Source organism: Pseudomonas sp. XWY-1 (assembly GCF_002953115.1).
GTDB classification, from domain to species: domain Bacteria; phylum Pseudomonadota; class Gammaproteobacteria; order Pseudomonadales; family Pseudomonadaceae; genus Aquipseudomonas; species Aquipseudomonas alloputida.
Map to the genome: position 1 here is coordinate 3874487 of NZ_CP026332.1, position 19869 is coordinate 3894355.

Here is a 19869-nt window from a genome sequence, read left to right on the forward strand (position 1 = left end):
CAACCTGCAGGAACTGCCTTGTGCTGCGTATGGGCCAAACACAATGTTGAATGTCGTACCCAGCGCTAGGCGCTTTTCCTGCACAGGTCTACAATCGCCCTCCTCGCTTTTACATCGCCGTCCATACTGATGCCGACCTGCACGCTACACCCCCTGCCCTACCAGCCCGACCCTGCCGCCTATTTCGCCCACCTGCGCCAGGCCCCCGGTGCGATCCTGCTCGACAGCGCGCGCCCCGGTGCCGAACGCGGGCGTTTCGACCTGCTCAGCGCCTGGCCGCTGCAACAACTGCAGGCGCAGCCCGATGAAGATGGCCGCGTCTTCCTCCAGCGCCTGCGCGCTGGCCTGGCACAACTGGGCCACGCCGACTTGCCCAACGGTGTAGAGCTGCCCTTCGCCGGGGGCCTGATCGGCTACCTGAGCTACGACTTCGGCCGCCGCCTGGAACACCTGCCAAGTCTGGCCGTGGACGACCTGGGCTTGCCAGACGCACAACTGGGCCTGTATGCCTGGGCACTGGTCAGCGATCATCTGCTCGGCACCAGCCAGCTGGTGTTCCACCCGAGCCTGACCGGCGACGAGCGCGAACGCCTGATCAGCCTGTTCCAGGACACCAGCGCCACCACCGGCGACTTCCGGCTGCTCGCGCCGATGGCCGGTGACCTGGAGCCGGAGCAATACAAAACCGCTTTCGACCAGGTACAACGCTACATCCAGGCCGGTGACTGCTACCAGATCAACCTCACCCAACGCTTTCGCGCACCCTGCCAAGGCGATCCATGGCGGGCCTACCAGGCCCTGCGCCAGGCCTGCCCGACCCCCTTCTCCGGCTACCAGCAACTGGCCGACGGCAGTACCCTGCTGAGCTTTTCGCCCGAGCGCTTCATCCGCGTCAGCCAGGGCCAGGTGGAAACCCGGCCGATCAAGGGCACCCGCCCACGTGCCAGCGACCCGGTGGAAGACCAGCGTAATGCCCAGGAGCTGCTGCACAGCCCGAAGGACCGCTCGGAAAACCTGATGATCGTCGACCTGCTGCGCAACGACCTGGGGCGCACGTGCGAGATTGGCTCAGTGAAGGTACCGGAACTGTTCAGCCTGGAGAGTTACCCCAACGTGCACCATCTGGTCAGCAGCATCACCGGCCAGCTGGCCAGCGACAAGGATGCGCTGGACCTGATCGGCGACAGCTTCCCTGGCGGCTCGATCACCGGCGCACCGAAGATCCGCGCCATGCAGATCATCGACGAACTGGAACCCGCGCGCCGCGCGCTGTACTGCGGCTCGCTGCTGTATGTGGATGTGCGCGGCGAAATGGACAGTTCGATCGCCATTCGCAGCTTGCTGATCAAAGATGGCCAGGTCAGTTGCTGGGGCGGCGGCGCGGTGGTAGCCGACTCGCAGTGGCAGGCCGAGTATGAAGAGTCGATCGCCAAAGTGCGGGTGCTGATGCAGACCCTGCAGGGCTTGTGAGCCCATCTAGACCACGATTTTTTTGTTACCATCCCCCTACTACGAGCGCACAGCGCCACAGCCAAGATGGAAACCGCCTGATGAGCCAACCCTTCGACGTCGCCGCCCTGGCCGCGACCTATGCCAACAAGTCCCCGCAGGACATCCTCAAGCTTGCCTTCGAGCACTTCGGTGATGACCTGTGGATCTCCTTCAGCGGCGCCGAGGATGTGGTGCTGGTCGACATGGCCTGGAAGCTGAACAAGCAGGTAAAGGTATTCAGCCTCGACACTGGGCGCCTGCACCCGGAGACCTACCGGTTCATCGACCAGGTACGCGAACAGTACAACCTGCCCATCGAGATCCTCAGCCCCGACCGCGCCAAGCTCGACCCGTTCGTCAAGGAAAAGGGCCTGTTCAGCTTCTACAAGGACGGCCATGGCGAGTGCTGCGGCATTCGCAAGATCGAGCCGCTGCGACGCAAGCTGGCCACCGTCAGCGCCTGGGCCACCGGCCAGCGCCGCGACCAAAGCCCGGGCACCCGCAGCCAGGTGGCGGCACTGGAAATCGACAGCGCCTTTTCCACGCCTGAGCGCACGCTGTACAAGTTCAACCCACTGGCGCAGATGAGCAGTGAAGAGGTATGGGGTTATATCCGCATGCTCGAGCTGCCGTACAACAGCCTGCACGAGCGTGGCTTCATCAGCATTGGCTGCGAGCCATGCACCCGCCCGGTGCTGCCAAACCAGCATGAGCGTGAAGGGCGCTGGTGGTGGGAAGAGTCGACGCAGAAGGAATGCGGGTTGCATGCGGGCAACCTGATCAGCAAGGCTTGAGATAGCTAGGGCGGCCTGTAGGAGCGGGTTTACCCGCGAAGAAGACACCGCGGTGGCTGGCACGGGCTTCGCCCGTGTTCGCGGGCAAGCCCGCTCCCACAGGGATCGCGCCAGCTTTTAGACATTGAGCAAGGGCCGTTACTCCCACAGCGACCCCATCACCCCCGAATCAGTGCACCGGCAGTTCGACGCCTTCGAACAATTCTTCCAGCTCTTGCTTGTTATGGCACTGAATGGCCTTGGCCATCACTTCACGGGTCAGGTGCGGGGCAAACTTCTCGATGAAGTCGCACATGAAGCCGCGCAGGAAGGTGCCACGACGGAAGCCGATCTTGGTGATGCTGGCTTCGAACAGCTCACTGGCATCCAGCGCCACCAAGTCACTGTCGAGCTTGGCGTCCACAGCCATGCCGGCAACGATACCCACGCCCAGCCCCAGGCGCACATACGTCTTGATCACGTCGGCGTCAGCCGCGGTGAAGACCACTTTTGGCGTGAGGCCGCGGTGATTGAAAGCCTCATCCAACTTCGAGCGCCCGGTGAAACCGAACACGTAGGTGACGATCGGGTATTCGGCGACGGCTTCCAGGGTCAGTTTTGGCAGCTTGGCCAGCGGGTGCCCCTGTGGCACTACAACGCAACGGTTCCACTTGTAGCACGGCATCATGATCAGGTCGCCGAACAGCTCCAGCGCCTCGGTGGCGATGGCGAAGTCGACCGTACCGTCCGCAGCCATCTCGGCAATCTGCATGGGCGACCCCTGGTGCATGTGCAGGGACACCTCCGGATACTGCTTGATGAAGCTGCTGATAACCGGCGGCAACGCATAGCGCGCCTGGGTGTGGGTGGTGGCGATGGACAGCGTGCCCTTCTTCTCGTTGGAGAACTCCTGGGCAATCTGCTTGATGCTCTCGACCTTGCGCAGGATTTCGCCTGCGGTATTGATGATGCGCTCACCGGCCGGGGTAACGCGGGTCAGATGCTTGCCGCTGCGGGCAAAGACTTCAACACCCAATTCGTCTTCGAGCAGGCGGATCTGCTTGCTGATACCTGGCTGGGAGGTATACAGGCTCTGCGCCGTCGCGGAGACGTTGAGGTCATGGTGCGCCACTTCCCAGATGTAGCGCAGTTGTTGAAGCTTCATAGGTTTCCCTCGGTTCAGCGGTGAGTCCGCGGCAGCAGGCAGCGACGATATATAACTATATTAGTGGTTCTTGAAATAAATCTAGAACTATTTTGTTACATGCCCGCGGAAATGGACTGCACCTATCTTCACGTTTTCCTACGCCCCAGATGCTGCGCCAAGGGCACCATGTACACCGGCACCGGCGACAGCTGCAGCAGCCGCACCGCCGTGCGCCCCAGCGGTACATCCACCCCGGCACCGGCACTGTGGCTACCGAATATCAACAGGTCGACGCTTAGCCGCTGGGCCTGGTCGAGAATCACCTGCGCGGGGTCGCCCTGTCGCACACGCACGGCCTTGATCACCGCCAGGTCAGCCTCTTCGCCCAACTCGTCGCGAAAGTTTTCCAGTACACGCTGCTCTATGTTCGCCATCACCGTGTTCACCCCCTGGCTGTGCAATTGATCGAGCGTCTGCTCATCGAGGTAGCTTTGCAGGAGGGATTCGGCGAACTGGCCCATCGGCTCGACCGCGTGGATCACATACAACTCGGCACCGAACGTGCGCGCCAGGGCCAGCGCGTGTTGCATCACGAAAGGGGCATAGACACCGAGGTCGGTGGCGTACAGCATGGAGCGGATCATTCGACCTCCTCGACTGCCGCAGCGGCAGAGCAAGCTTCAGCTTAGCAGCGCGCCGGACGCTCGCTTTGCCGTCCGGCGCGCTGCTGCCGTGGGCTGGAGGGCCCTGCCGAAGCCTCGGCCACCCTCAGGCCGGCCGGCCGCTGCTGTCGATGAAACTCAGCGCTTGGTACAGCATTTCAATGCGCGGCATGCTGCAGCCTGCCGCCCGTGCGCGTGCCAGCGGCTCGGCGTAAATGGCCTCCAGCTCCAACGGGCGTTTGTGGACATGGTCGTGATACATGCTCGGCCAGTAGTCGGGCATGCGCTCGGTCACCTGGAACAAGTGCTCGGCATAGCCCGCGGGCAGTACATGGCCACAGGCTGCCGCCCCCTGCACCACCTCGGCCATCAAGGCCTGTATCAGCTCGCGACTATTGCTGTCGGCCATCAGTGGCGAAGTGCTGGCCCCCAGCAGCACCGACAGGCCGTTGTAAGGTACATTCCATACCAGCTTCTGCCAGCGCGCCAAGGCCAGGTTCGGCATGGCCTGCGAGTCGATCCCCGCAGCCTGGAACAACCCGGCGCCTTCATTCACCAGCGCGACACCGCAATCGGTGGCCGGCCCACTGTGATACCCCAGGTTGACCGCCCCCAGCGCCTGGTGGCGGATTACACCTGGAGCCTGGCGGTTGACACAGATGAAGCACAGGCCGCCGAGCAGGTGCATGTCGCTGCGCAAGGCAGGACGCAACTGCTCCTCGACACCCAGGCCGTTCTGCAACAGCACCACCTTGGCGCCGGGCGCAGCAGCCTGGACGATCAACGGTGCCAACTGCTCGTTGCTGGTGGCCTTGGCCCCGATCAGGAGCCAGTCACAGGGCGGCATGTCAGCGGCACTGACGTAAGCCTGCACCCGCATGTGCAGTGCGCCATGCACGGCACTGTCCAGGCTCAGCCCGCGCTCACAAACGGCCTGGTACTCGCTGCGCAACAGAAAATGCACATCGAAACCGGCCCGGGCCAGCATCAACCCATAAAAGCCGCCAATGGCGCCACTGCCAATGATGCCGATGCGAGGGGGGTGCGAATGCATGCCAATCTCCAGGTAAAGGGTCAGCACTCTTTTTACACAGGTTACGTAGCGCTGGGCAGTCCATTCGCGCGCAACACCCTCGCTCAGGTAAAAACCCCACAATGACTGGGTTCAGCCCATTGTCGTGCCATCTGTAACGCGCTAAGGTTCGGCTCCCCGCTGCGATTATTCTTGCTGCTGGGCCGCACGGGGATAGTTGGCGGCCGGCACCCGTGACCTGACGAGTAACACGATGGCTGATTTACCGATCGATGACTTGAACGTTGCCTCCAACGAGACCCTGATCACCCCTGATCAGCTCAAGAAGGAAATCCCCCTCAGCGCCAAGGCCCTGCAGACCGTGACTGCCGGCCGTGAAGTGGTGCGCAATATTCTCGACGGCAAGGACCATCGCCTGTTCGTCGTGGTCGGCCCTTGCTCCATCCACGACATCAAGGCAGCCCACGAATACGCCGAGCGCCTGAAAGTGCTGGCCGAAGAAGTGTCCGATACGCTGTACCTGGTCATGCGCGTGTACTTCGAAAAGCCGCGCACCACCGTCGGCTGGAAAGGTCTGATCAACGATCCGTACCTGGATGACTCGTTCAAGATCCAGGACGGCCTGCACATCGGCCGCAAGTTGCTGCTGGACCTGGCCGAAATGGGCCTGCCGACCGCCACCGAAGCGCTCGACCCTATTTCGCCGCAGTACCTGCAAGACCTGATCAGCTGGTCGGCCATCGGTGCCCGCACCACCGAATCGCAAACACACCGCGAGATGGCCTCGGGCCTGTCCTCGGCGGTGGGTTTCAAGAACGGTACCGACGGCGGCCTGACCGTTGCCATCAATGCCCTGCAGTCGGTGTCCAAGCCGCACCGCTTCCTGGGCATCAACCAGGAGGGCGGCGTGTCGATCGTCACCACCAAGGGCAACCCATACGGCCACGTGGTACTGCGCGGCGGCAATGGCAAGCCGAACTACGACTCGGTCAGCGTCGCCCTGTGCGAACAGGACCTGGCCAAGGCCAAGATCAAGGCCAACATCATGGTCGACTGCAGCCATGCCAACTCCAACAAGGACCCGGCCCTGCAACCGCTGGTGATGGAGAACGTCGCCAACCAGATTCTCGAGGGCAACCAGTCGATCATCGGCCTGATGGTCGAAAGCCACCTGAACTGGGGCTGTCAGTCCATTCCGAAAAACCTGGACGATTTGCAGTATGGCGTGTCGATCACGGACGCCTGCATCGACTGGTCGGCTACCGAGAAAACCCTGCGCAGCATGCATGCCAAGCTCAAGGATGTGCTGCCGCAGCGTAAGCGCGGCTGAACATTGCGGGAATGAAAAACGCCGGGCACTGCCCGGCGTTTTTTGTTGTGTCTGGCGCCTGTCGTCAGCTCAGGCCTTGCTCGAATGCCGCTGCTGGCGCTCCATGTAACGCTCCACATACGAGCAAGACGGGATCACCGTGTAGCCCATCTGCTCGGCGTACTCCAGAGCCCGCTCGGTCAGGGCGGCAGCGATCCCACGGCCGCGCAGGGCGTTGGGCACGAAGGTGCGATAGATGTCCAGCGTCTGCTTGCCCAGATCCATGTACGTCAAGTAGGCACGATGACCGTCCACGTTGGTCTCGAACTGATGACCGGCCTGGTCATGGTGGATGGTCAGCGCTTCGCTCATCACTACTCCTCGCAGGTCTTCTCGGCAGACCCTTACCTTAACCGATGGTGGTTTATCCGGCACAGAATCCTCTACGCCACCTGTTGCCGCTTCGACCATTGGACGATTGTAATCGTTCGGATCGTCTGGCACTGACAAGATAGTAGGCACCGCAAGCGGGATTGCTCAAGGTGCTGGCGGTTAAAAAAGGCTAAACCGCCGCCTAGGCGACTTTCCCAAGCCCGCCCAACAGCCACCGGATGTACTAGGGCTTAAGACGCTGATCGACAGTTAAAGTCACCCTTAGTTCAACAAAAAAGTTCCTGTACCACAACCGCTTGCGAACCCTGCAGTTTTTTTTCACAGACACGTCGCAAATCTTGTCGCCACGGAGTCAAGCAACATTTTTTTTGCAGTTCTTGCGCTCTGTCAGTTTACTTACTACAAGTAATGGGTACTATGTACGCCGGCCAGTTTCTCTTTCCTGAGAGATGGCTATTTAATAGAAAGTCCTTGAAGGGGAACACGATGAACAACGTTCTGAAATTCTCTGCTCTGGCTCTGGCCGCAGTTCTGGCTACCGGTTGCAGCAGCGTATCCAAAGAAACCGAAGCTCGTCTGACTGCGACTGAAGACGCAGCAGCTCGCGCTCAAGCTCGTGCTGACGAAGCCTACCGTAAGGCTGACGACGCAATGGCAGCCGCTCAGAAGGCTCAGCAGACCGCTGACGAAGCCAACGAGCGCGCCCTGCGTATGCTGGACAAAGCCAGCCGCAAGTAATAATCCTCACGGATTGTTAAGAAGCCGACCCACTTGTGGGTCGGCTTTTTTATTGCCTTTGAAACCGACAAACGCGGTCAGCAGGTACGAAAAGGCCTGCACTAAGGGCAGGCCTGGGTACGCCGAAATTACCTTACTGCAGTTCGGGCGGAATGCTCGTCACCATCGGTGCGGCCCCTTGGTTTTCCACCGGCACGGCAATTTCTACCGGCATACCATCTTCTGCAGCCACCACGTCACGCACCATGTCCCAGTTCATGCGTAGGTTATTGGCCAGGTCTTCGCGCTTGAGCAAGGCATTGATAACTGCGGTGTGTTTGTCGACAACCGACGGGTTACCCTGATCATCCAGCGGCGTGTGTGCCTCAAGATAGACCTTGCCGGCGCTGATACCGAACTTGTAAGGCTCGTTGATGATGCGCACCGGAGTCCCCACCGGCACCATCTTCGACAGTTCAAGCACGTTGTTGTTGAACATGCGGAAGCAACCGTGACTGGTGCGCATGCCAATGCCGAACTTCTTGTTCGAACCATGGATCAGGTAGCCCGGTACGCCCAAGGTGAACTTGAACGGCCCCAGCGGGTTGTCCGGGCCAGCCGGCACCACAGTCGGCAGGATGTCACCGTCCTCGGCGTGCTCTTTGCGAATCGAAGCGGGCGGCGTCCAGGTCGGGTTGGGCGTCTTGGCGGTGATCCTGGTGTTGGCGATCGGCGACCCCCACCCCTCGCGACCAATGCCCAGCGGGAAGGTGTACACCACGCTCTCCCCCTTGGGGAAGTAGTACATGCGGTACTCAGCCAGGTTGATGACGATGCCTTCGCGCGGGCCCGGCGGCAGGACGAAACGGGTCGGCAGGATGATCTCGGTGCCGGCGCCCGGCAGCCAAGGGTCCACGCCGGGGTTGGCGGCAATCATTTCCAGGTAGCCGAGGTCGTTTGCGGTGCCGATATCGGCGAACGTGTCCTCGTACTTTGCCTTGATCACATGCACTTGGCCGACGATGTCTTCACCGGGCGGTGGCAGTGGCAGCTCCAGCGCAGCAGCGGGGCCCGCTACCAACAGGGCGGCCAGGGACAGGCTACGGGTGACGGCAGGAAAGCGCGGCAACATCCGGTAAATCCTTCGAAAGGTGGGTCAAGAGGATCGATTGTACACCCGCGTCGATGCAAGCGGGAGGCATTGGCACGTTGCAAGCGTTTCAGATGATGAAAGGTGCTTTTCGTTCAGCTGCCGTGCAGCTCTGGCCACACCGGACGCATGCCACGTCGCTGGGCATCGAGGATGGCACGGCACAGCTCACACAGGCGACCATCGCGGTAGATCGATCGCGGCACCCCCGACCAACGCGGCTGGGCTGGCAGCAGGCCGCCACACAAAGTACGGTCGACCGGCACGCCCAGCTCGAGCTGGCGGGCCACGAGGTGGACGCGGCTTTCCTGGCAGGCGAACAGGTCGAGCTGCTCGTCGGGCTCGATCAGTTGATAGGCATACAGGGACCAGGCAGGGCGCGGCATTTGGAGCACTCGAAACGGGGGGCGCAACATTAGCCGAAAGGCGGCCCCGTTTAAAGCTTCACAGCAAGGGTTTTATCGCTGGCCAGGCATTTTCCAGCAGGCGCTGCTGAGCCCCCTGGGCCGGATGGATGCCATCAGCCTGCATCAGTTCAGGTACGCCCCCTACCCCTTCGAGGAAAAACGGCACCAAAGGAACCTGTTTGTCCGCTGCCAGCTGTTCATACACCTTGGCAAAGGCGGTGGTGTAACGCACACCATAATTGGGCGGCAGGCGCATGCCCAATAGCAGCACCTTGGCCCCTGCCTGACGCGAATGCTCGATCATCGAGGCAAGATTTTGTTGCAATTGTGCAGGCGACTGCCCGCGCAGGCCATCGTTGCCGCCCAGCTCCAGCACCACCAGGCTCGGTTTATGGGCTGCAAGCAGCGCCGGCAGCCGCGCCTGGCCACCTGCGCTGGTGTCGCCACTGATCGAAGCATTGACCACTTTGTCGTCAAAACCTTCGTCCCTGAGGCGGGCCTGCAAGAGAGACACCCAGCCCTGACGGCTATCCAGGCCAAAACCGGCGCTGATACTATCGCCAACAACCAGCAGTGTTCCTGCCGCTGCGCTCTGGGCCAGGCAATACAGGGCCAGACCGGCACTCAACCACCACACTCGCATCGGATTCTCCATGAGCCCCAGCATTCTCGTTGCGCAGAACCTTAGCAAAGTGGTCCCCAGCGCGGAAGGTGACCTTACCATCCTCCACGCACTGTCTCTCGACCTGGCCCAAGGCGACAGCCTGGCCATCGTCGGCGCCTCGGGCTCTGGCAAGTCGACCCTGCTCGGTTTGCTCGCCGGCCTCGACCGGCCCAGCGCTGGCAGCGTCATGCTCGCCGGCCACGACCTGGGGCCACTGGATGAAGACCAGCGTGCCCGTGTGCGAGCCGAACATGTGGGTTTCGTGTTCCAGTCGTTCCAGTTGCTCGACAGCCTCAATGCACTGGAAAACGTCATGCTGCCACTGGAACTGGACGGCCGCCGCGATGCTCGCGAACAGGCTCGCACTTTGCTGGAGCGGGTCGGCCTGGGCAAGCGCCTGAGCCACACACCTCGGCAGCTCTCGGGCGGCGAGCAACAGCGCGTCGCCATCGCCCGCGCCTTCGCCGCGCAGCCTGCGGTGCTGTTCGCCGATGAGCCCACCGGTAACCTCGACAGCCACACCGGCGAGCGCATCAGCGATCTGTTGTTCGAGCTGAACAAGGAGCGCGGCACTACCTTGGTGCTGGTCACCCATGACGAACGCCTGGCCCGCCGCTGCCGGCGCCAGATCCGCCTGGACGCGGGCCGCCTTGTGGCGCCGATGGAGGTCTGGTGAGCCATATGCCGCTGTCCCGCCTGTGTGGCCTGGCACTGCGCCAGTTGCTGCGCGATGTTCGCGCCAGCGAAGTGCGCGTGCTGTTCTTTGCCCTGTTGGTGGCGGTAGCCGCCAGCACCGCCATCGGCTATTTCGGCGCCCGCCTCAACGGCGCCATGCAGCTGCGCGCCAGCGAGTTCCTGGGCGCCGATCTGGTACTGCAGGGCAGCGCCCCGGCCCGCGAGCAACAACTCGATGCCGGCAAGGCACTGGGCTTGCGCCACGCACACGTGGTCGAGTTCACCAGCGTGGTCGGCGGCGACAATGGCATCCAGCTGTCCAGCGTCAAGGCCGCCGACGGCGCCTACCCGTTGCGCGGGCAAGTACGCAGCGCTCCGGCACCCTATGCCGAAGAAACACCCGGCGGCGGCCCTGCCCCTGGCGAAGTGTGGGTCGAACCGCGCCTGTTGGCGGCACTGGGGCTGGCGATCGGCGACAGCATCGACGTGGGCATGAAAACCCTGCGCATGAGCCGCGTGCTTACCTACGAACCGGACCGCGCCAACAACTTCTACAGCCTTACCCCACGCGTGATGATGAACCTGGCCGACCTGGAAGCCACCGGCGTGATCCAGCCGGGCAGCCGGGTCACCTACCGTGACCTGTGGCGCGGCGATGCCGAGGCGCTGGCGCAGTACCGTCAGGCCGTGGAAAAAGACCTGGCCGCCAACCAGCGCCTGCGTGACACCCGCGATGGCAACCAACAGATCGGCGGCGCGCTGGGCAAAGCCGAACGCTACCTGAACATGGCCAGCCTGGTAGCTGTGCTGCTGGCAGGCGTGGCCGTGGCACTGTCGGCCAGTCGCTATGCTGCACGCCGACTGGACGCCAGCGCCCTGCTGCGCTGCCTGGGCCTGTCGCGCCACCAGGCATTGGGCCTGTATTGCCTGCAACTGGCCATGCTCGGCCTGGTCGCTGCCCTGGCCGGCGCCTTGCTCGGCTGGCTGGCTCAGCTGGGCCTGTTCCGCCTGCTGCACGGCTTGCTGCCGAGCGTGGTGCCCGCTGGCGGCATCGTTCCAGCGCTGGCAGGTATCGGTACCGGGCTGGTGGCACTGGCTGGCTTTGCCCTGCCGCCGATTGCGGCGCTGGGCCAGGTGCCGCCACTGCGCGTGCTGCGCCGTGACCTGTTGCCGATACCTGCGAGCAGTTGGCTGGTGTACGGCGCCGCCCTGCTCGCCCTGGGCCTGATCATGTGGCGCCTGAGCCTCGACCTGCTGCTCACCTTCGCCCTGCTCGGTGGCGGCCTGGTCGCCGCACTTCTGCTCGGCGGCCTGCTGTTGCTCGGTTTACGCAGCCTGCGCCAGCTGCTGGCCGGTGCGCCACTCACCTGGCGTCTGGGGCTGGGCCAGCTATTGCGCCACCCCATGGCGGCAGCAGGCCAGGCCCTGGCATTCGGCCTGATACTGCTGGCCATGGCCTTGGTCGCCCTGCTGCGCGCAGAGCTGCTCGATACCTGGCAAGCACAGCTACCCAAGGATGCGCCTAACCACTTCGCCCTGAACATCCTGCCAGATGACCGTGAGCCGTTCATTCAACACCTGCACCAGGTCAATGCCGCTTCAGCGCCGCTGTACCCGGTAACGCCCGGGCGCCTGGTGCAAATCAATGAAAAACCGGTACAGCAGGTGGTCAGCAAGGACTCGGCAGGCGAGCGCGCCGTGCAGCGCGACCTCAGCCTGACCTGGGCCGCCGAGTTGCCCGAAGGCAACGTGCTGACCGCCGGCAACTGGTGGCAAGCCTTGCCAGCCGACAACGACATCCCCGGGGTTTCAGTGGAGGCGGAGCTGGCCAGCAGCCTGAAACTGCAGATGGGCGACCTGCTGACGTTCGATATTGGCGGCCAGCAGCGCCAGGCCCGCGTGAGCAGCCTGCGCAACGTGCATTGGGACAGCTTCCAGCCGAACTTCTACATGATCTTCCAGCCTGGCACGCTGCAGGGGCTGCCGACCACTTACCTGACCAGCTTCTACCTGGCACCGGGGCATGACCTGGATGTCGTCGCGCTGTCACGGGCGTTTCCGGCGGTGACCATCCTGCAGGTGGATGCCTTGCTCGACCAGCTGCGCAGCATTCTCGCCCAGGTAACCCTGGCGGTGGAGTATGTGTTGCTGTTCGTGCTGGCCGCCGGGCTGGCAGTGCTGTTCGCCGGCTTGCAGGCCACGCTGGACGAGCGTATTCGCCAAGGCGCACTGTTGCGCGCACTGGGCGCGGCGCGGCCGTTGCTGGTCAAGGCCCGGCGTATCGAGTTCGGCCTGCTGGGTGCGGCCAGCGGGCTATTGGCGGCCGTGGGCTGCGAACTGATTACCTGGGTGCTGTACCGCTATGCCTTCGACTTGCAGTGGAGCCCGCACCCGTGGCTGCTGGTGTTGCCGCTGACGGGGGCACTGCTGGTGGGTGGTGCTGGGGTGCTGGGAACACGGCGGGCGTTGAATGCCAGCCCGCTGGCGGTGTTGCGCGAGGCTTGAGGCCTTGCTGTCAGCGCTTCTGCCGGGACAGCACATGCCTCAAGCTGACGCAAGACGGGCCAGTCAGTCCGTCGAGACGCCCTGGCCGTAACGGATGCTGCTCACATACCAGGTCGCTTCACCGGTAGGTGTATGCACCACCACCTCATCACCCTCCTCCTTCTTCAGCAAGGCACGGGCCATGGGCGAATCGATCGAGATGTAATCGTTGCGCCCGTAGATCTCGTCGTAGCCGACAATGCGAAACTTCATGGTCTCGCCCTCGTCGTTCTCGATCTCAACCCAGGCACCGAAAAACACTTTGCCTTCCTGCTCGGGCGAGTACGCCACCACTTTCACATCTTCAAGCCGCTTGCGCAGGTATCGCACCCTGCGGTCGATTTCGCGCAGCAGCTTCTTGTTGTACTGGTAGTCCGCGTTCTCGCTGCGGTCACCCAACGAAGCCGCCCAGGCAACCTTTTGGGTGATTTCCGGACGATACACCCGCCACAGGTGGTCCAGCTCTTTCTTCAGCGCCTCATGGCCTTCTGTGGTGATGATATTGGTGCTCAATAGCGCATTCCTCAGCGGCGGGTAATCAGGCCTTGACGCGCGATGCGGGTGAGATGGCCGATAACTTCGGCGGCTTCGTCCGGTGCCGGCGCCTGGATCACAGCCAGGTCGAAACGGTCATTGCCATACTGCGCGAGATGACAGCCGCTATCGGCGAACTGGATCAGAAAGGCACGCGCCTGTCCCTTGCGCCGTGACAGGCCTTCAAGATGACGCAAAAGGGTGGGCTGATGCCGGCCGCCGAGCAGGATGCGCGGTGTGCGGGACGCCTGGTTGGCAGGCAAAGGGCTCAAACAGACACTGGTACGTGGGCAACTCATGGAGCTTCTCTCCGCCTCGCGAATCCCGCTGGGCAGCGGTGGGAGGCGTCACCGAACCAGCGCTTTAGCGGTATTTCGGACGGCCCGGAGGTGGGGCTTTCCTGCGCCCCGCAAGTAGCTGTTTAAATCGGCGCAGGCGGTATGCTAGAGCGATGAGCCCCAAGTTGCAAGCGACAAGCCCCAAGCAAGAACAAGCCGAGTACTGGCCCGCGCTTGCCTGCGGCTCGTAGCTCACAGCGTGCAGCTGATTACCGGGCGATCAGGCGGTCGAGCGAGAAGCGGCCAGCGCCTTCGATCATGACTGCAACTGTGCCGGCCAACAGCGCCAGGGCGAACTCATAGCCGTTGTTGGACATGAACAGGCCGTTGCCGATGTGCACCGAAACGATCGCCACTATCAAGGTCACCGTCAGCGCTAGGGCCGCCGGGCGAGCCAGCAGGCCGACCACCAAGGCCAGGCCGCCGAAGAATTCGGCACTACCGGACAATAGGGCCATCAGGTAACCCGGCGCCAGGCCGATGCTTTCCATCCATTGGCCGGTGCCTTCCAGGCCGTAGCCACCGAACAGGCCGAAGAGTTTTTGCGCACCATGAGCCATGAAGATGATGCCGACCAGGATGCGGATAACGCTCAAGCCAGCGCCAGCACGTGTAGAGAACAGAGCGTTGAGGGTAGTGTTGTTCATGTCGAAGCGTCCTTGAAGTGAAGCAGTTGTGTGGGTATGGGCGCCATCATAATCAATTCTTTTGATATGAAAATCGCAAAAAACCCAACATAACAATCGATAAAATCGATGCTTAACGCTTCGCTACACGCTCCAGTGCCGCGCGTTCGCGGTTGAACGCCAGGTAGTACTTGTTGATGCTGTTGACGAAATTGACCGGTCCCATCCCCACTTGCTCCATGGCGATGCGTTCGGTCTGGAAAAACCACTGGTTGCCGTTGAGCCCCCGCCGTCGAGCCTCTGCACGCATGGCCTGAACCCGCTCGGGGCCGAGGTTGTAGGCTGCCAGCACAAAGGCCATGCGCTCACGCTCGTTGATCTTGGTACTGGCAAAAAACTTGCGCCGGATAAGCGCCAGGTAACGGGCACTGGCCAGGACATTGCCATCTACCGTCGCAGTATTGCTCACCCCCACCCGCTGGGCCGCCGAAGGGGTAATCTGCATCAGGCCATGGGCACCGCCAGTACCGCGTGCAGCCGGGTTGAGCGTCGACTCCTTGAAGGCCAGCGCAGCCAGGTTGAGCCAGTCGATCTGTTGCGCCTGGCCATGCTTCTGCAACACCGCCCGCACCGATGCCAGACGCTGGCGGTCCTTGCTGGCCAACGGGTTGTGTACCCGGTACTGGCGGCGGTAGATGCGCTCGAATTCGGCATCCTGGTTATCTGGCGCGCGGTAACCTTGCAGAAAGTGATCGACTGCGGCCAGCAATTGCGGCGCTTCACGCCCTACATACCAGCGCATGGCTTGCGGCGCCCCCAGGCGCACCCGGCTATCCAGGCGCAGGCGCGGCATAACCCGGGCCCAACGCCGGGCAATGGGCTGCTCGACCACGGTCAGGTGGTAGATGCCTGCCTGTACCATCTCCAGCACATCCTCCACCGCCAGCGTCGAATCGACCCACTCCACTTTGATCGGCGGCCGCTTGCGCAGTGCCAGTTGCTGGTTGACCTGCTGGATCAGCGGCCCGGCGGCACTGGCACTGGTCAGGGCCACGGTACGCCCTGACAGCTGTTCGACCTTGCTGAAACTTCGCTCGCCTTTGCGCCCGACAAGCATCAGCGGCACCTGGTCGAGTATCGGCGCACTGCCGCGGACACCGCTCACCGTAGTGGGGTCAAGCAGCTCGCCTGGCGCGGCCAGGTCACCCTCACCGCGGGCCAGGGCGCCCAGCAACTGTTCCTTGGCCCGCGGGATGAGCTTTAGCTGGATCTGCTGGTCGTCGGCGGTACGAGCATTGAGGAAATGCTCCAGGGCACGCAGGCGATAATACTCGATGCCGACTGGCTCGCCCTTGACCTCACCAGAACTGTTGCGGCTCTGGTTGACCAGCACTCGCAGTACTTTGCTGGTGCGAATCTGCGCCAGGTCACGCACCTTGGCAGGCGGTATGTTTTGCTGCGGCCCCGGCGAGCGCGCCTGGGCGGGACCGGCAAAGGCCAACCCCAGCGTCAGCAGAAAAATGAGCCAGCATCGCTGCATGCGAAAACGTTTCCGTGGTCGGTGAGCGGCATCCATGGGTTGCACCGCCAAGTGATAAACGACGGTAAAAGACCACGGCAACAGCATGAAGTTCTTGGTTTTTTCAGAAAAACGCGGTTTTTGCTATGCTGGCCGCCCCGCGGCACGAGATAGCACCATGCAACTGATCGATATCGGCGTCAACCTGACCAACAGCAGTTTCCACGACCAACAGGCCGCAATCGTCGAGCGCGCACTGGAGGCCGGCGTTACGCAAATGCTGCTGACAGGCACCAGCCTGGCGGTCAGCGAACAAGCGCTGGAGCTGTGCCAACAACTGGATGCCAGCGGCGCGCACCTGTTCGCCACGGCCGGCGTGCACCCTCATGATGCCAAGGCCTGGGATGCCGACAGCGAGCGCCAGCTGCGACTGTTGCTGAGCGAACCGCGCGTACGCGCGGTAGGCGAATGCGGCCTGGATTTCAACCGCGACTTTTCCCCTCGCCCGCTGCAGGAAAAAGCCCTGGAAGCCCAGCTGACACTGGCTGCGCAGCTGCGCCTGCCGGTGTTCCTGCACGAGCGCGATGCCAGCGAGCGCTTGCTGGCGATTCTCAAGGACTACCGCGACCACCTGACCGGCGCGGTGGTGCACTGCTTCACCGGTGAGCGCGAGGCGCTGTTCGCCTACCTGGACCTGGACCTGCACATCGGCATTACCGGCTGGATCTGCGACGAACGCCGCGGCACTCACCTGCACCCGCTGGTGGGCAACATCCCTGAAGGCCGGCTGATGCTGGAAAGCGACGCGCCCTACCTGCTGCCGCGCAGCTTGCGGCCCAAGCCCAAGAGCGGGCGCAACGAGCCGGCGTTCTTGCCGGAGGTACTGCGCGAGGTGGCCTTGCATCGCGGTGAATCCGCCGAGCACACGGCGGCGCATACCACGGCAACGGCGCGGGCTTTTTTCCAGCTCCCCTGAATCTCGCGTGTTTCCGCGGGGCGGGTGAACACAGTTGATATGCATCAACACATGCCCAGGTGGATGTGGGCACAATGATGGCACCTTGCCAATATTGTTTCCGCTCAACTCAGAGAAGACCTGCCCATGGGTGCCTGGCTTAGCAATGTTTCCCTGAAGTACAAATTCTGGGCCGTCAACGCAGTGGCCTTTGTCACCACCTTGCTGCTGGTGCTGTACGCCGTGCACCTGGAGCAACGCGCACGTGCCGAGGCGGCTCAGGGCCTGGCGGTCGCACAAGCCCAGTTGCTGGCCGCCTGGCCAGCCGGGCAAGCACTGCCACGCCCGGCCAACGTCATCAGTTGGTCAACCGGGCAAACGCCAACCTACGCCGGAGAGGCGCTCGATGCCCTGCGCAACGCCCAAGGCTGGGTAGCATTGCCGAGCGCCTGGATCCTCGGTGAAAACCCGCTGCGTGGCGCACAGGTATTGCGCAATGGCGACCAGCAGTTGGCTGTGCTGGCCCAGTCACCCAGCCTGCGCCAGGTTTTCTTCGATCGCTTCAGCAATTACGCGGTGTGTGTGCTGATCCTGATGCTGGCCATGCTCGGCGCCTCGCAACTGCTGATCCGCTTCCTGCTCAGCCAACTCAACACCCTCAAGGACGTGATGCTGCACGTGGAAAAAACCGGCGACCTGTCGGCCCGCGTACCGCTAGCCAGTGGCGACGAGGTCGGCCAGATGGCCGGGGCCTTCAACGCCATGCAGTCCACCTATCACCGCGTGGTCAGCACCGTCGCCCACAGCGCAGCACAGCTGGACTCGGGCGCTGCACGCCTGGCCGCCAGCATGAGCGACGTACGCCATGGCATGCTCGGCCAGCAGAGTGAAACCGACCAGGCCGCCACTGCCATCAACGAAATGTCGGCGACCGTGCACCACATTGCCCAGCACGCCGGTGCCACCCGCGATTTGTCACAAACCGCCGACACCTTGGCCGGCAGCGGTCAAGCGGTGGTCAGCCGAGTGCAGGATTCGATTTCCGGGCTTTCCAGCGGCGTGCAACAAACTGCCGAGATGATTCGACAGCTAGCCGAGGACAGCCAGAAGATCAACGGTGTAGTCAGTGTGATCCACAGTATTGCCGAACAGACCAACTTGCTGGCGCTTAACGCTGCCATCGAAGCCGCGCGCGCCGGTGACCTGGGCCGTGGCTTTGCCGTGGTGGCCGATGAAGTGCGCAACCTGGCCAAACGCGTACAAACCTCCACGGATGAGATCACCACCATGGTTTCGGCCCTGCAGTCGGGCACCCGCGATGCGGTGGAGTTCATGCAGGAAAGTTCGTACAAGGCCGACGACTGCGTACGTCAGGCACAGGAAGCCGGTGAGGCTCTGGCGGAAATTACCGGTGCCGTGGCGCAGATGCGCGAAAGCAATACCCAGATCGCTGTAGCGGCGGAGCAGCAAAGCCAGGTAGCCGAGGAAATGAACCGCGCGGTGGTCAGCATCCGCGATGTCACCGAGCGGACCGTGCAACAAACGGTCGGTTCGGCGACCACCAGCAGCGAACTGGCGACCCTGGCCGGCGAACTGAACAAGGCCATTGGCCAGCTCAAGCTATAGTCACCATAGCCAGGTTCGATTGGCCCCCGCTTGGGGGCCGCACTAAGCTTTGGGCATGACCGAGAGGAAATCCCCATGAGCAAACGCCTGCCCAATCTTCCCGCCTGGCAATGGCGCGGCTACCACCACAATCACCGCCACCCGGCCAACCTGGTGTTGCACCTGATCGCTGTGCCGTTGTTCATTCTGGGGACACTGCTGGTGCTGTCCGGTCTGTTTGGTTTCGACCTCGGCCAGATCGCGGTGGGTGTGATTGCCCTGGTCGCAGCGTTGGGCCTGCAGCGCCAAGGCCACCGCCTTGAAGCCCAGCAGCCCGAACCGTTCGCCAACCGCCAGGATGCCGTGCAGCGCTTACTGACCGAGCAGTTCATCACCTTTCCGCGCTTTGTGGTGAGCGGGGCCTGGTGGAGGGCCTGGCGGGAGCGGCACAAGCACCGGCACTGAGCCAGCTGCCGGAGCGCTGCTTGTGAGCAGCCTTGCAAGGGTCAGGCGAAAACGGTGACGGTCTGCCGGCTCAACGCCAACAACTCGCCCTGCGCCGTCCACAATGCCGCAGCAGCATGCCCATAGCCATCCCGCGCATGCTCGGTCTCCACACAGTACCGGCACCAATCCAGGGTCGACAGCTTCGCCGTTGGCTGGATGAACTCGATGGTCCAGGTCAACGTACTGCCCGCAGCGGGCTGCTTGAGAAACGGCATGAGGCTGGGCGGCCAGGCATCGACCAACGCCAACAGGTGCGCCTCGCTCACCTGTTCTTCCACCACATCCCGCAAGCGCACCCAGCCGCCCATCTTGCGCGACTGATTGCCACTGAACGGCAGCCCACCTACTGCCCAGCGCAGGGCCACGTGCCGCATGAACTCAGGGGTAACGCCTTTGATATAGGGCAACTCCGGGGCCGCCTCATCGAGCGCAGGCATTTCGATGGCCGGCAACGCCGGCACTTCGACCACCGAAGGGCGGCCCGCACCGAAATTGCCCTGCACCAAAGTCACCACCTGGCCATCCTGAACAGCGCGGCCCAGCAACGTGCTAACCGCCTTGCCTTCGCGCAAAACCTCCACCTCGAAGCGGATGGGCACATCCGCCGCCGCGGGTGCCACGAAGCTGATGGCCAATGAGCGTACCGGGCGGTTGTCGCTGATCTTGAGGCGCATGGTTTCATAGACCATGGCCGCCATCAGCCCGCCAAAGGCAGCACGCCCCTGGGCCCAGCTGGGCGGAATGCTGACGGAATCCGGGTTGGCCCGCACGGCGTCGAGCAGTTGGTTGAAAGTCATTGGCCGGCTCCTGCCTGCAAAGA

General features: G+C 62.8%; 21 protein-coding genes. 9 read left to right on the forward strand and 12 right to left on the reverse strand.

Annotated features, from left to right (window positions below; genetic code table 11):
• The first annotated feature begins 129 nt into the window (after positions 1-129).
• Positions 130-1470: an aminodeoxychorismate synthase component I gene (gene pabB / locus PRJ_RS17950; RefSeq protein ID WP_104962138.1), complete on the forward strand. Its 1341-nt coding sequence runs from the start codon at positions 130-132 to the stop codon at positions 1468-1470.
• An 80-nt stretch (positions 1471-1550) separates the two neighbouring features.
• A complete protein-coding gene (locus tag PRJ_RS17955; protein WP_003250299.1) occupies positions 1551-2285 on the forward strand; it encodes a phosphoadenylyl-sulfate reductase in 735 nt (244 codons plus the stop codon).
• Between the two features lie 169 nt (positions 2286-2454).
• Here PRJ_RS17955 and cysB read toward each other — a convergent pair whose 3' ends face one another.
• From cysB to PRJ_RS17975, 3 genes are all read right to left on the reverse strand, one after another.
• Positions 2455-3429: an HTH-type transcriptional regulator CysB gene (gene cysB, locus PRJ_RS17965; RefSeq protein WP_010953293.1), complete on the reverse strand. Its 975-nt coding sequence runs from the start codon at positions 3427-3429 to the stop codon at positions 2455-2457.
• 128 nt (positions 3430-3557) lie between these two features.
• Entirely contained in the window at positions 3558-4055 is a 498-nt protein-coding gene (locus PRJ_RS17970) for a universal stress protein (RefSeq protein WP_003250295.1), read from the reverse strand.
• 124 nt (positions 4056-4179) lie between these two features.
• The gene (locus PRJ_RS17975) at positions 4180-5127 is read right to left on the reverse strand and encodes a putative 2-dehydropantoate 2-reductase (protein ID WP_104962895.1); all 948 of its coding nucleotides are present in this window, start codon (positions 5125-5127) and stop codon (positions 4180-4182) included.
• A 232-nt stretch (positions 5128-5359) separates the two neighbouring features.
• Here PRJ_RS17975 and PRJ_RS17980 point away from each other — a divergent pair, with 232 nt between their 5' ends.
• A complete protein-coding gene (locus PRJ_RS17980; protein WP_014591663.1) occupies positions 5360-6436 on the forward strand; it encodes a 3-deoxy-7-phosphoheptulonate synthase in 1077 nt (358 codons plus the stop codon).
• 69 nt (positions 6437-6505) lie between these two features.
• Here the strand turns inward: PRJ_RS17980 and PRJ_RS17985 are convergent, their stop codons facing one another.
• Positions 6506-6787, reverse strand: a complete 282-nt coding sequence (locus PRJ_RS17985) for a GNAT family N-acetyltransferase (RefSeq protein WP_003250290.1) — start codon at positions 6785-6787, stop codon at positions 6506-6508.
• 507 nt (positions 6788-7294) lie between these two features.
• Here PRJ_RS17985 and PRJ_RS17990 point away from each other — a divergent pair.
• On the forward strand, positions 7295-7546 hold the full coding sequence (locus tag PRJ_RS17990; protein ID WP_003250288.1) for an Lpp/OprI family alanine-zipper lipoprotein: 252 nt from the start codon (positions 7295-7297) through the stop codon (positions 7544-7546).
• 133 nt (positions 7547-7679) lie between these two features.
• Here the strand turns inward: PRJ_RS17990 and PRJ_RS17995 are convergent, their stop codons facing one another.
• From PRJ_RS17995 to PRJ_RS18005, 3 genes are all read right to left on the reverse strand, one after another.
• Positions 7680-8657 (reverse strand): L,D-transpeptidase family protein, encoded by a 978-nt coding sequence (locus PRJ_RS17995; protein ID WP_020192894.1) that lies wholly within the window; start codon positions 8655-8657, stop codon positions 7680-7682.
• A gap of 113 nt (positions 8658-8770) precedes the next feature.
• Positions 8771-9061: a hypothetical protein gene (locus PRJ_RS18000; RefSeq protein WP_014591666.1), complete on the reverse strand. Its 291-nt coding sequence runs from the start codon at positions 9059-9061 to the stop codon at positions 8771-8773.
• A 58-nt stretch (positions 9062-9119) separates the two neighbouring features.
• The gene (locus tag PRJ_RS18005) at positions 9120-9725 is read right to left on the reverse strand and encodes an arylesterase (RefSeq protein ID WP_020192893.1); all 606 of its coding nucleotides are present in this window, start codon (positions 9723-9725) and stop codon (positions 9120-9122) included.
• A gap of 10 nt (positions 9726-9735) precedes the next feature.
• On the opposite strand from PRJ_RS18005, the gene PRJ_RS18010 reads away from it, so the two are divergent.
• Entirely contained in the window at positions 9736-10422 is a 687-nt protein-coding gene (locus tag PRJ_RS18010) for an ABC transporter ATP-binding protein (RefSeq protein WP_020192892.1), read from the forward strand.
• Positions 10419-12926, forward strand: a complete 2508-nt coding sequence (locus PRJ_RS18015; protein ID WP_104962140.1) for an ABC transporter permease — start codon at positions 10419-10421, stop codon at positions 12924-12926. The genes PRJ_RS18010 and PRJ_RS18015 overlap by 4 nt, the downstream gene beginning before the upstream one ends.
• Positions 12927-12989: 63 nt before the next feature.
• On the opposite strand, the gene greB is transcribed toward PRJ_RS18015, so the two are convergent.
• From greB to PRJ_RS18035, 4 genes are all read right to left on the reverse strand, one after another.
• On the reverse strand, positions 12990-13478 hold the full coding sequence (gene greB, locus PRJ_RS18020) for a transcription elongation factor GreB (protein ID WP_010953283.1): 489 nt from the start codon (positions 13476-13478) through the stop codon (positions 12990-12992).
• A gap of 11 nt (positions 13479-13489) precedes the next feature.
• Entirely contained in the window at positions 13490-13798 is a 309-nt protein-coding gene (locus PRJ_RS18025) for a hypothetical protein (protein WP_014591670.1), read from the reverse strand.
• A 248-nt stretch (positions 13799-14046) separates the two neighbouring features.
• The gene (locus PRJ_RS18030; RefSeq protein WP_010953281.1) at positions 14047-14484 is read right to left on the reverse strand and encodes a DoxX family protein; all 438 of its coding nucleotides are present in this window, start codon (positions 14482-14484) and stop codon (positions 14047-14049) included.
• Between the two features lie 112 nt (positions 14485-14596).
• Positions 14597-16003, reverse strand: coding sequence for a transglycosylase SLT domain-containing protein (locus tag PRJ_RS18035; RefSeq protein ID WP_104962141.1), 1407 nt, complete (start codon positions 16001-16003; stop codon positions 14597-14599).
• 157 nt (positions 16004-16160) lie between these two features.
• Here PRJ_RS18035 and PRJ_RS18040 point away from each other — a divergent pair, with 157 nt between their 5' ends.
• From PRJ_RS18040 to PRJ_RS18050, 3 genes are all read left to right on the forward strand, one after another.
• Positions 16161-16958: a TatD family hydrolase gene (locus PRJ_RS18040; protein ID WP_104962142.1), complete on the forward strand. Its 798-nt coding sequence runs from the start codon at positions 16161-16163 to the stop codon at positions 16956-16958.
• Between the two features lie 126 nt (positions 16959-17084).
• A complete protein-coding gene (locus PRJ_RS18045; RefSeq protein ID WP_064493428.1) occupies positions 17085-18563 on the forward strand; it encodes a methyl-accepting chemotaxis protein in 1479 nt (492 codons plus the stop codon).
• A gap of 75 nt (positions 18564-18638) precedes the next feature.
• Entirely contained in the window at positions 18639-19007 is a 369-nt protein-coding gene (locus PRJ_RS18050) for an Mpo1-like protein (protein WP_004576795.1), read from the forward strand.
• Between the two features lie 41 nt (positions 19008-19048).
• Here PRJ_RS18050 and PRJ_RS18055 read toward each other — a convergent pair whose 3' ends face one another.
• Positions 19049-19846 (reverse strand): acyl-CoA thioesterase II, encoded by a 798-nt coding sequence (locus tag PRJ_RS18055; protein WP_104962143.1) that lies wholly within the window; start codon positions 19844-19846, stop codon positions 19049-19051.
• Between the last annotated feature and the right edge of the window lie 23 nt (positions 19847-19869).

Bases quoted from the DNA above. Each gene is read 5' to 3' on its own strand.
- PRJ_RS18055 (WP_104962143.1), bottom strand. From the start codon at position 19,846: ATGACTTTCAACCAACTGCTCGACGCCGTGCGGGCCAACCCGGATTCC.
- cysB (WP_010953293.1), bottom strand. From the start codon at position 3,429: ATGAAGCTTCAACAACTGCGCTACATCTGGGAAGTGGCGCACCATGAC.
- PRJ_RS17955 (WP_003250299.1), top strand. From the start codon at position 1,551: ATGAGCCAACCCTTCGACGTCGCCGCCCTGGCCGCGACCTATGCCAAC.
- PRJ_RS18045 (WP_064493428.1), top strand. From the start codon at position 17,085: ATGGGTGCCTGGCTTAGCAATGTTTCCCTGAAGTACAAATTCTGGGCC.
- PRJ_RS17980 (WP_014591663.1), top strand. From the start codon at position 5,360: ATGGCTGATTTACCGATCGATGACTTGAACGTTGCCTCCAACGAGACC.
- PRJ_RS18010 (WP_020192892.1), top strand. From the start codon at position 9,736: ATGAGCCCCAGCATTCTCGTTGCGCAGAACCTTAGCAAAGTGGTCCCC.
- PRJ_RS18035 (WP_104962141.1), bottom strand. From the start codon at position 16,003: ATGCAGCGATGCTGGCTCATTTTTCTGCTGACGCTGGGGTTGGCCTTT.
- PRJ_RS17970 (WP_003250295.1), bottom strand. From the start codon at position 4,055: ATGATCCGCTCCATGCTGTACGCCACCGACCTCGGTGTCTATGCCCCT.
- PRJ_RS18040 (WP_104962142.1), top strand. From the start codon at position 16,161: ATGCAACTGATCGATATCGGCGTCAACCTGACCAACAGCAGTTTCCAC.
- PRJ_RS17975 (WP_104962895.1), bottom strand. From the start codon at position 5,127: ATGCATTCGCACCCCCCTCGCATCGGCATCATTGGCAGTGGCGCCATT.
- PRJ_RS18030 (WP_010953281.1), bottom strand. From the start codon at position 14,484: ATGAACAACACTACCCTCAACGCTCTGTTCTCTACACGTGCTGGCGCT.
- PRJ_RS17985 (WP_003250290.1), bottom strand. From the start codon at position 6,787: ATGAGCGAAGCGCTGACCATCCACCATGACCAGGCCGGTCATCAGTTC.
- PRJ_RS17995 (WP_020192894.1), bottom strand. From the start codon at position 8,657: ATGTTGCCGCGCTTTCCTGCCGTCACCCGTAGCCTGTCCCTGGCCGCC.
- PRJ_RS18050 (WP_004576795.1), top strand. From the start codon at position 18,639: ATGAGCAAACGCCTGCCCAATCTTCCCGCCTGGCAATGGCGCGGCTAC.
- pabB (WP_104962138.1), top strand. From the start codon at position 130: ATGCCGACCTGCACGCTACACCCCCTGCCCTACCAGCCCGACCCTGCC.
- PRJ_RS18005 (WP_020192893.1), bottom strand. From the start codon at position 9,725: ATGCGAGTGTGGTGGTTGAGTGCCGGTCTGGCCCTGTATTGCCTGGCC.
- PRJ_RS18000 (WP_014591666.1), bottom strand. From the start codon at position 9,061: ATGCCGCGCCCTGCCTGGTCCCTGTATGCCTATCAACTGATCGAGCCC.
- PRJ_RS17990 (WP_003250288.1), top strand. From the start codon at position 7,295: ATGAACAACGTTCTGAAATTCTCTGCTCTGGCTCTGGCCGCAGTTCTG.
- PRJ_RS18025 (WP_014591670.1), bottom strand. From the start codon at position 13,798: ATGAGTTGCCCACGTACCAGTGTCTGTTTGAGCCCTTTGCCTGCCAAC.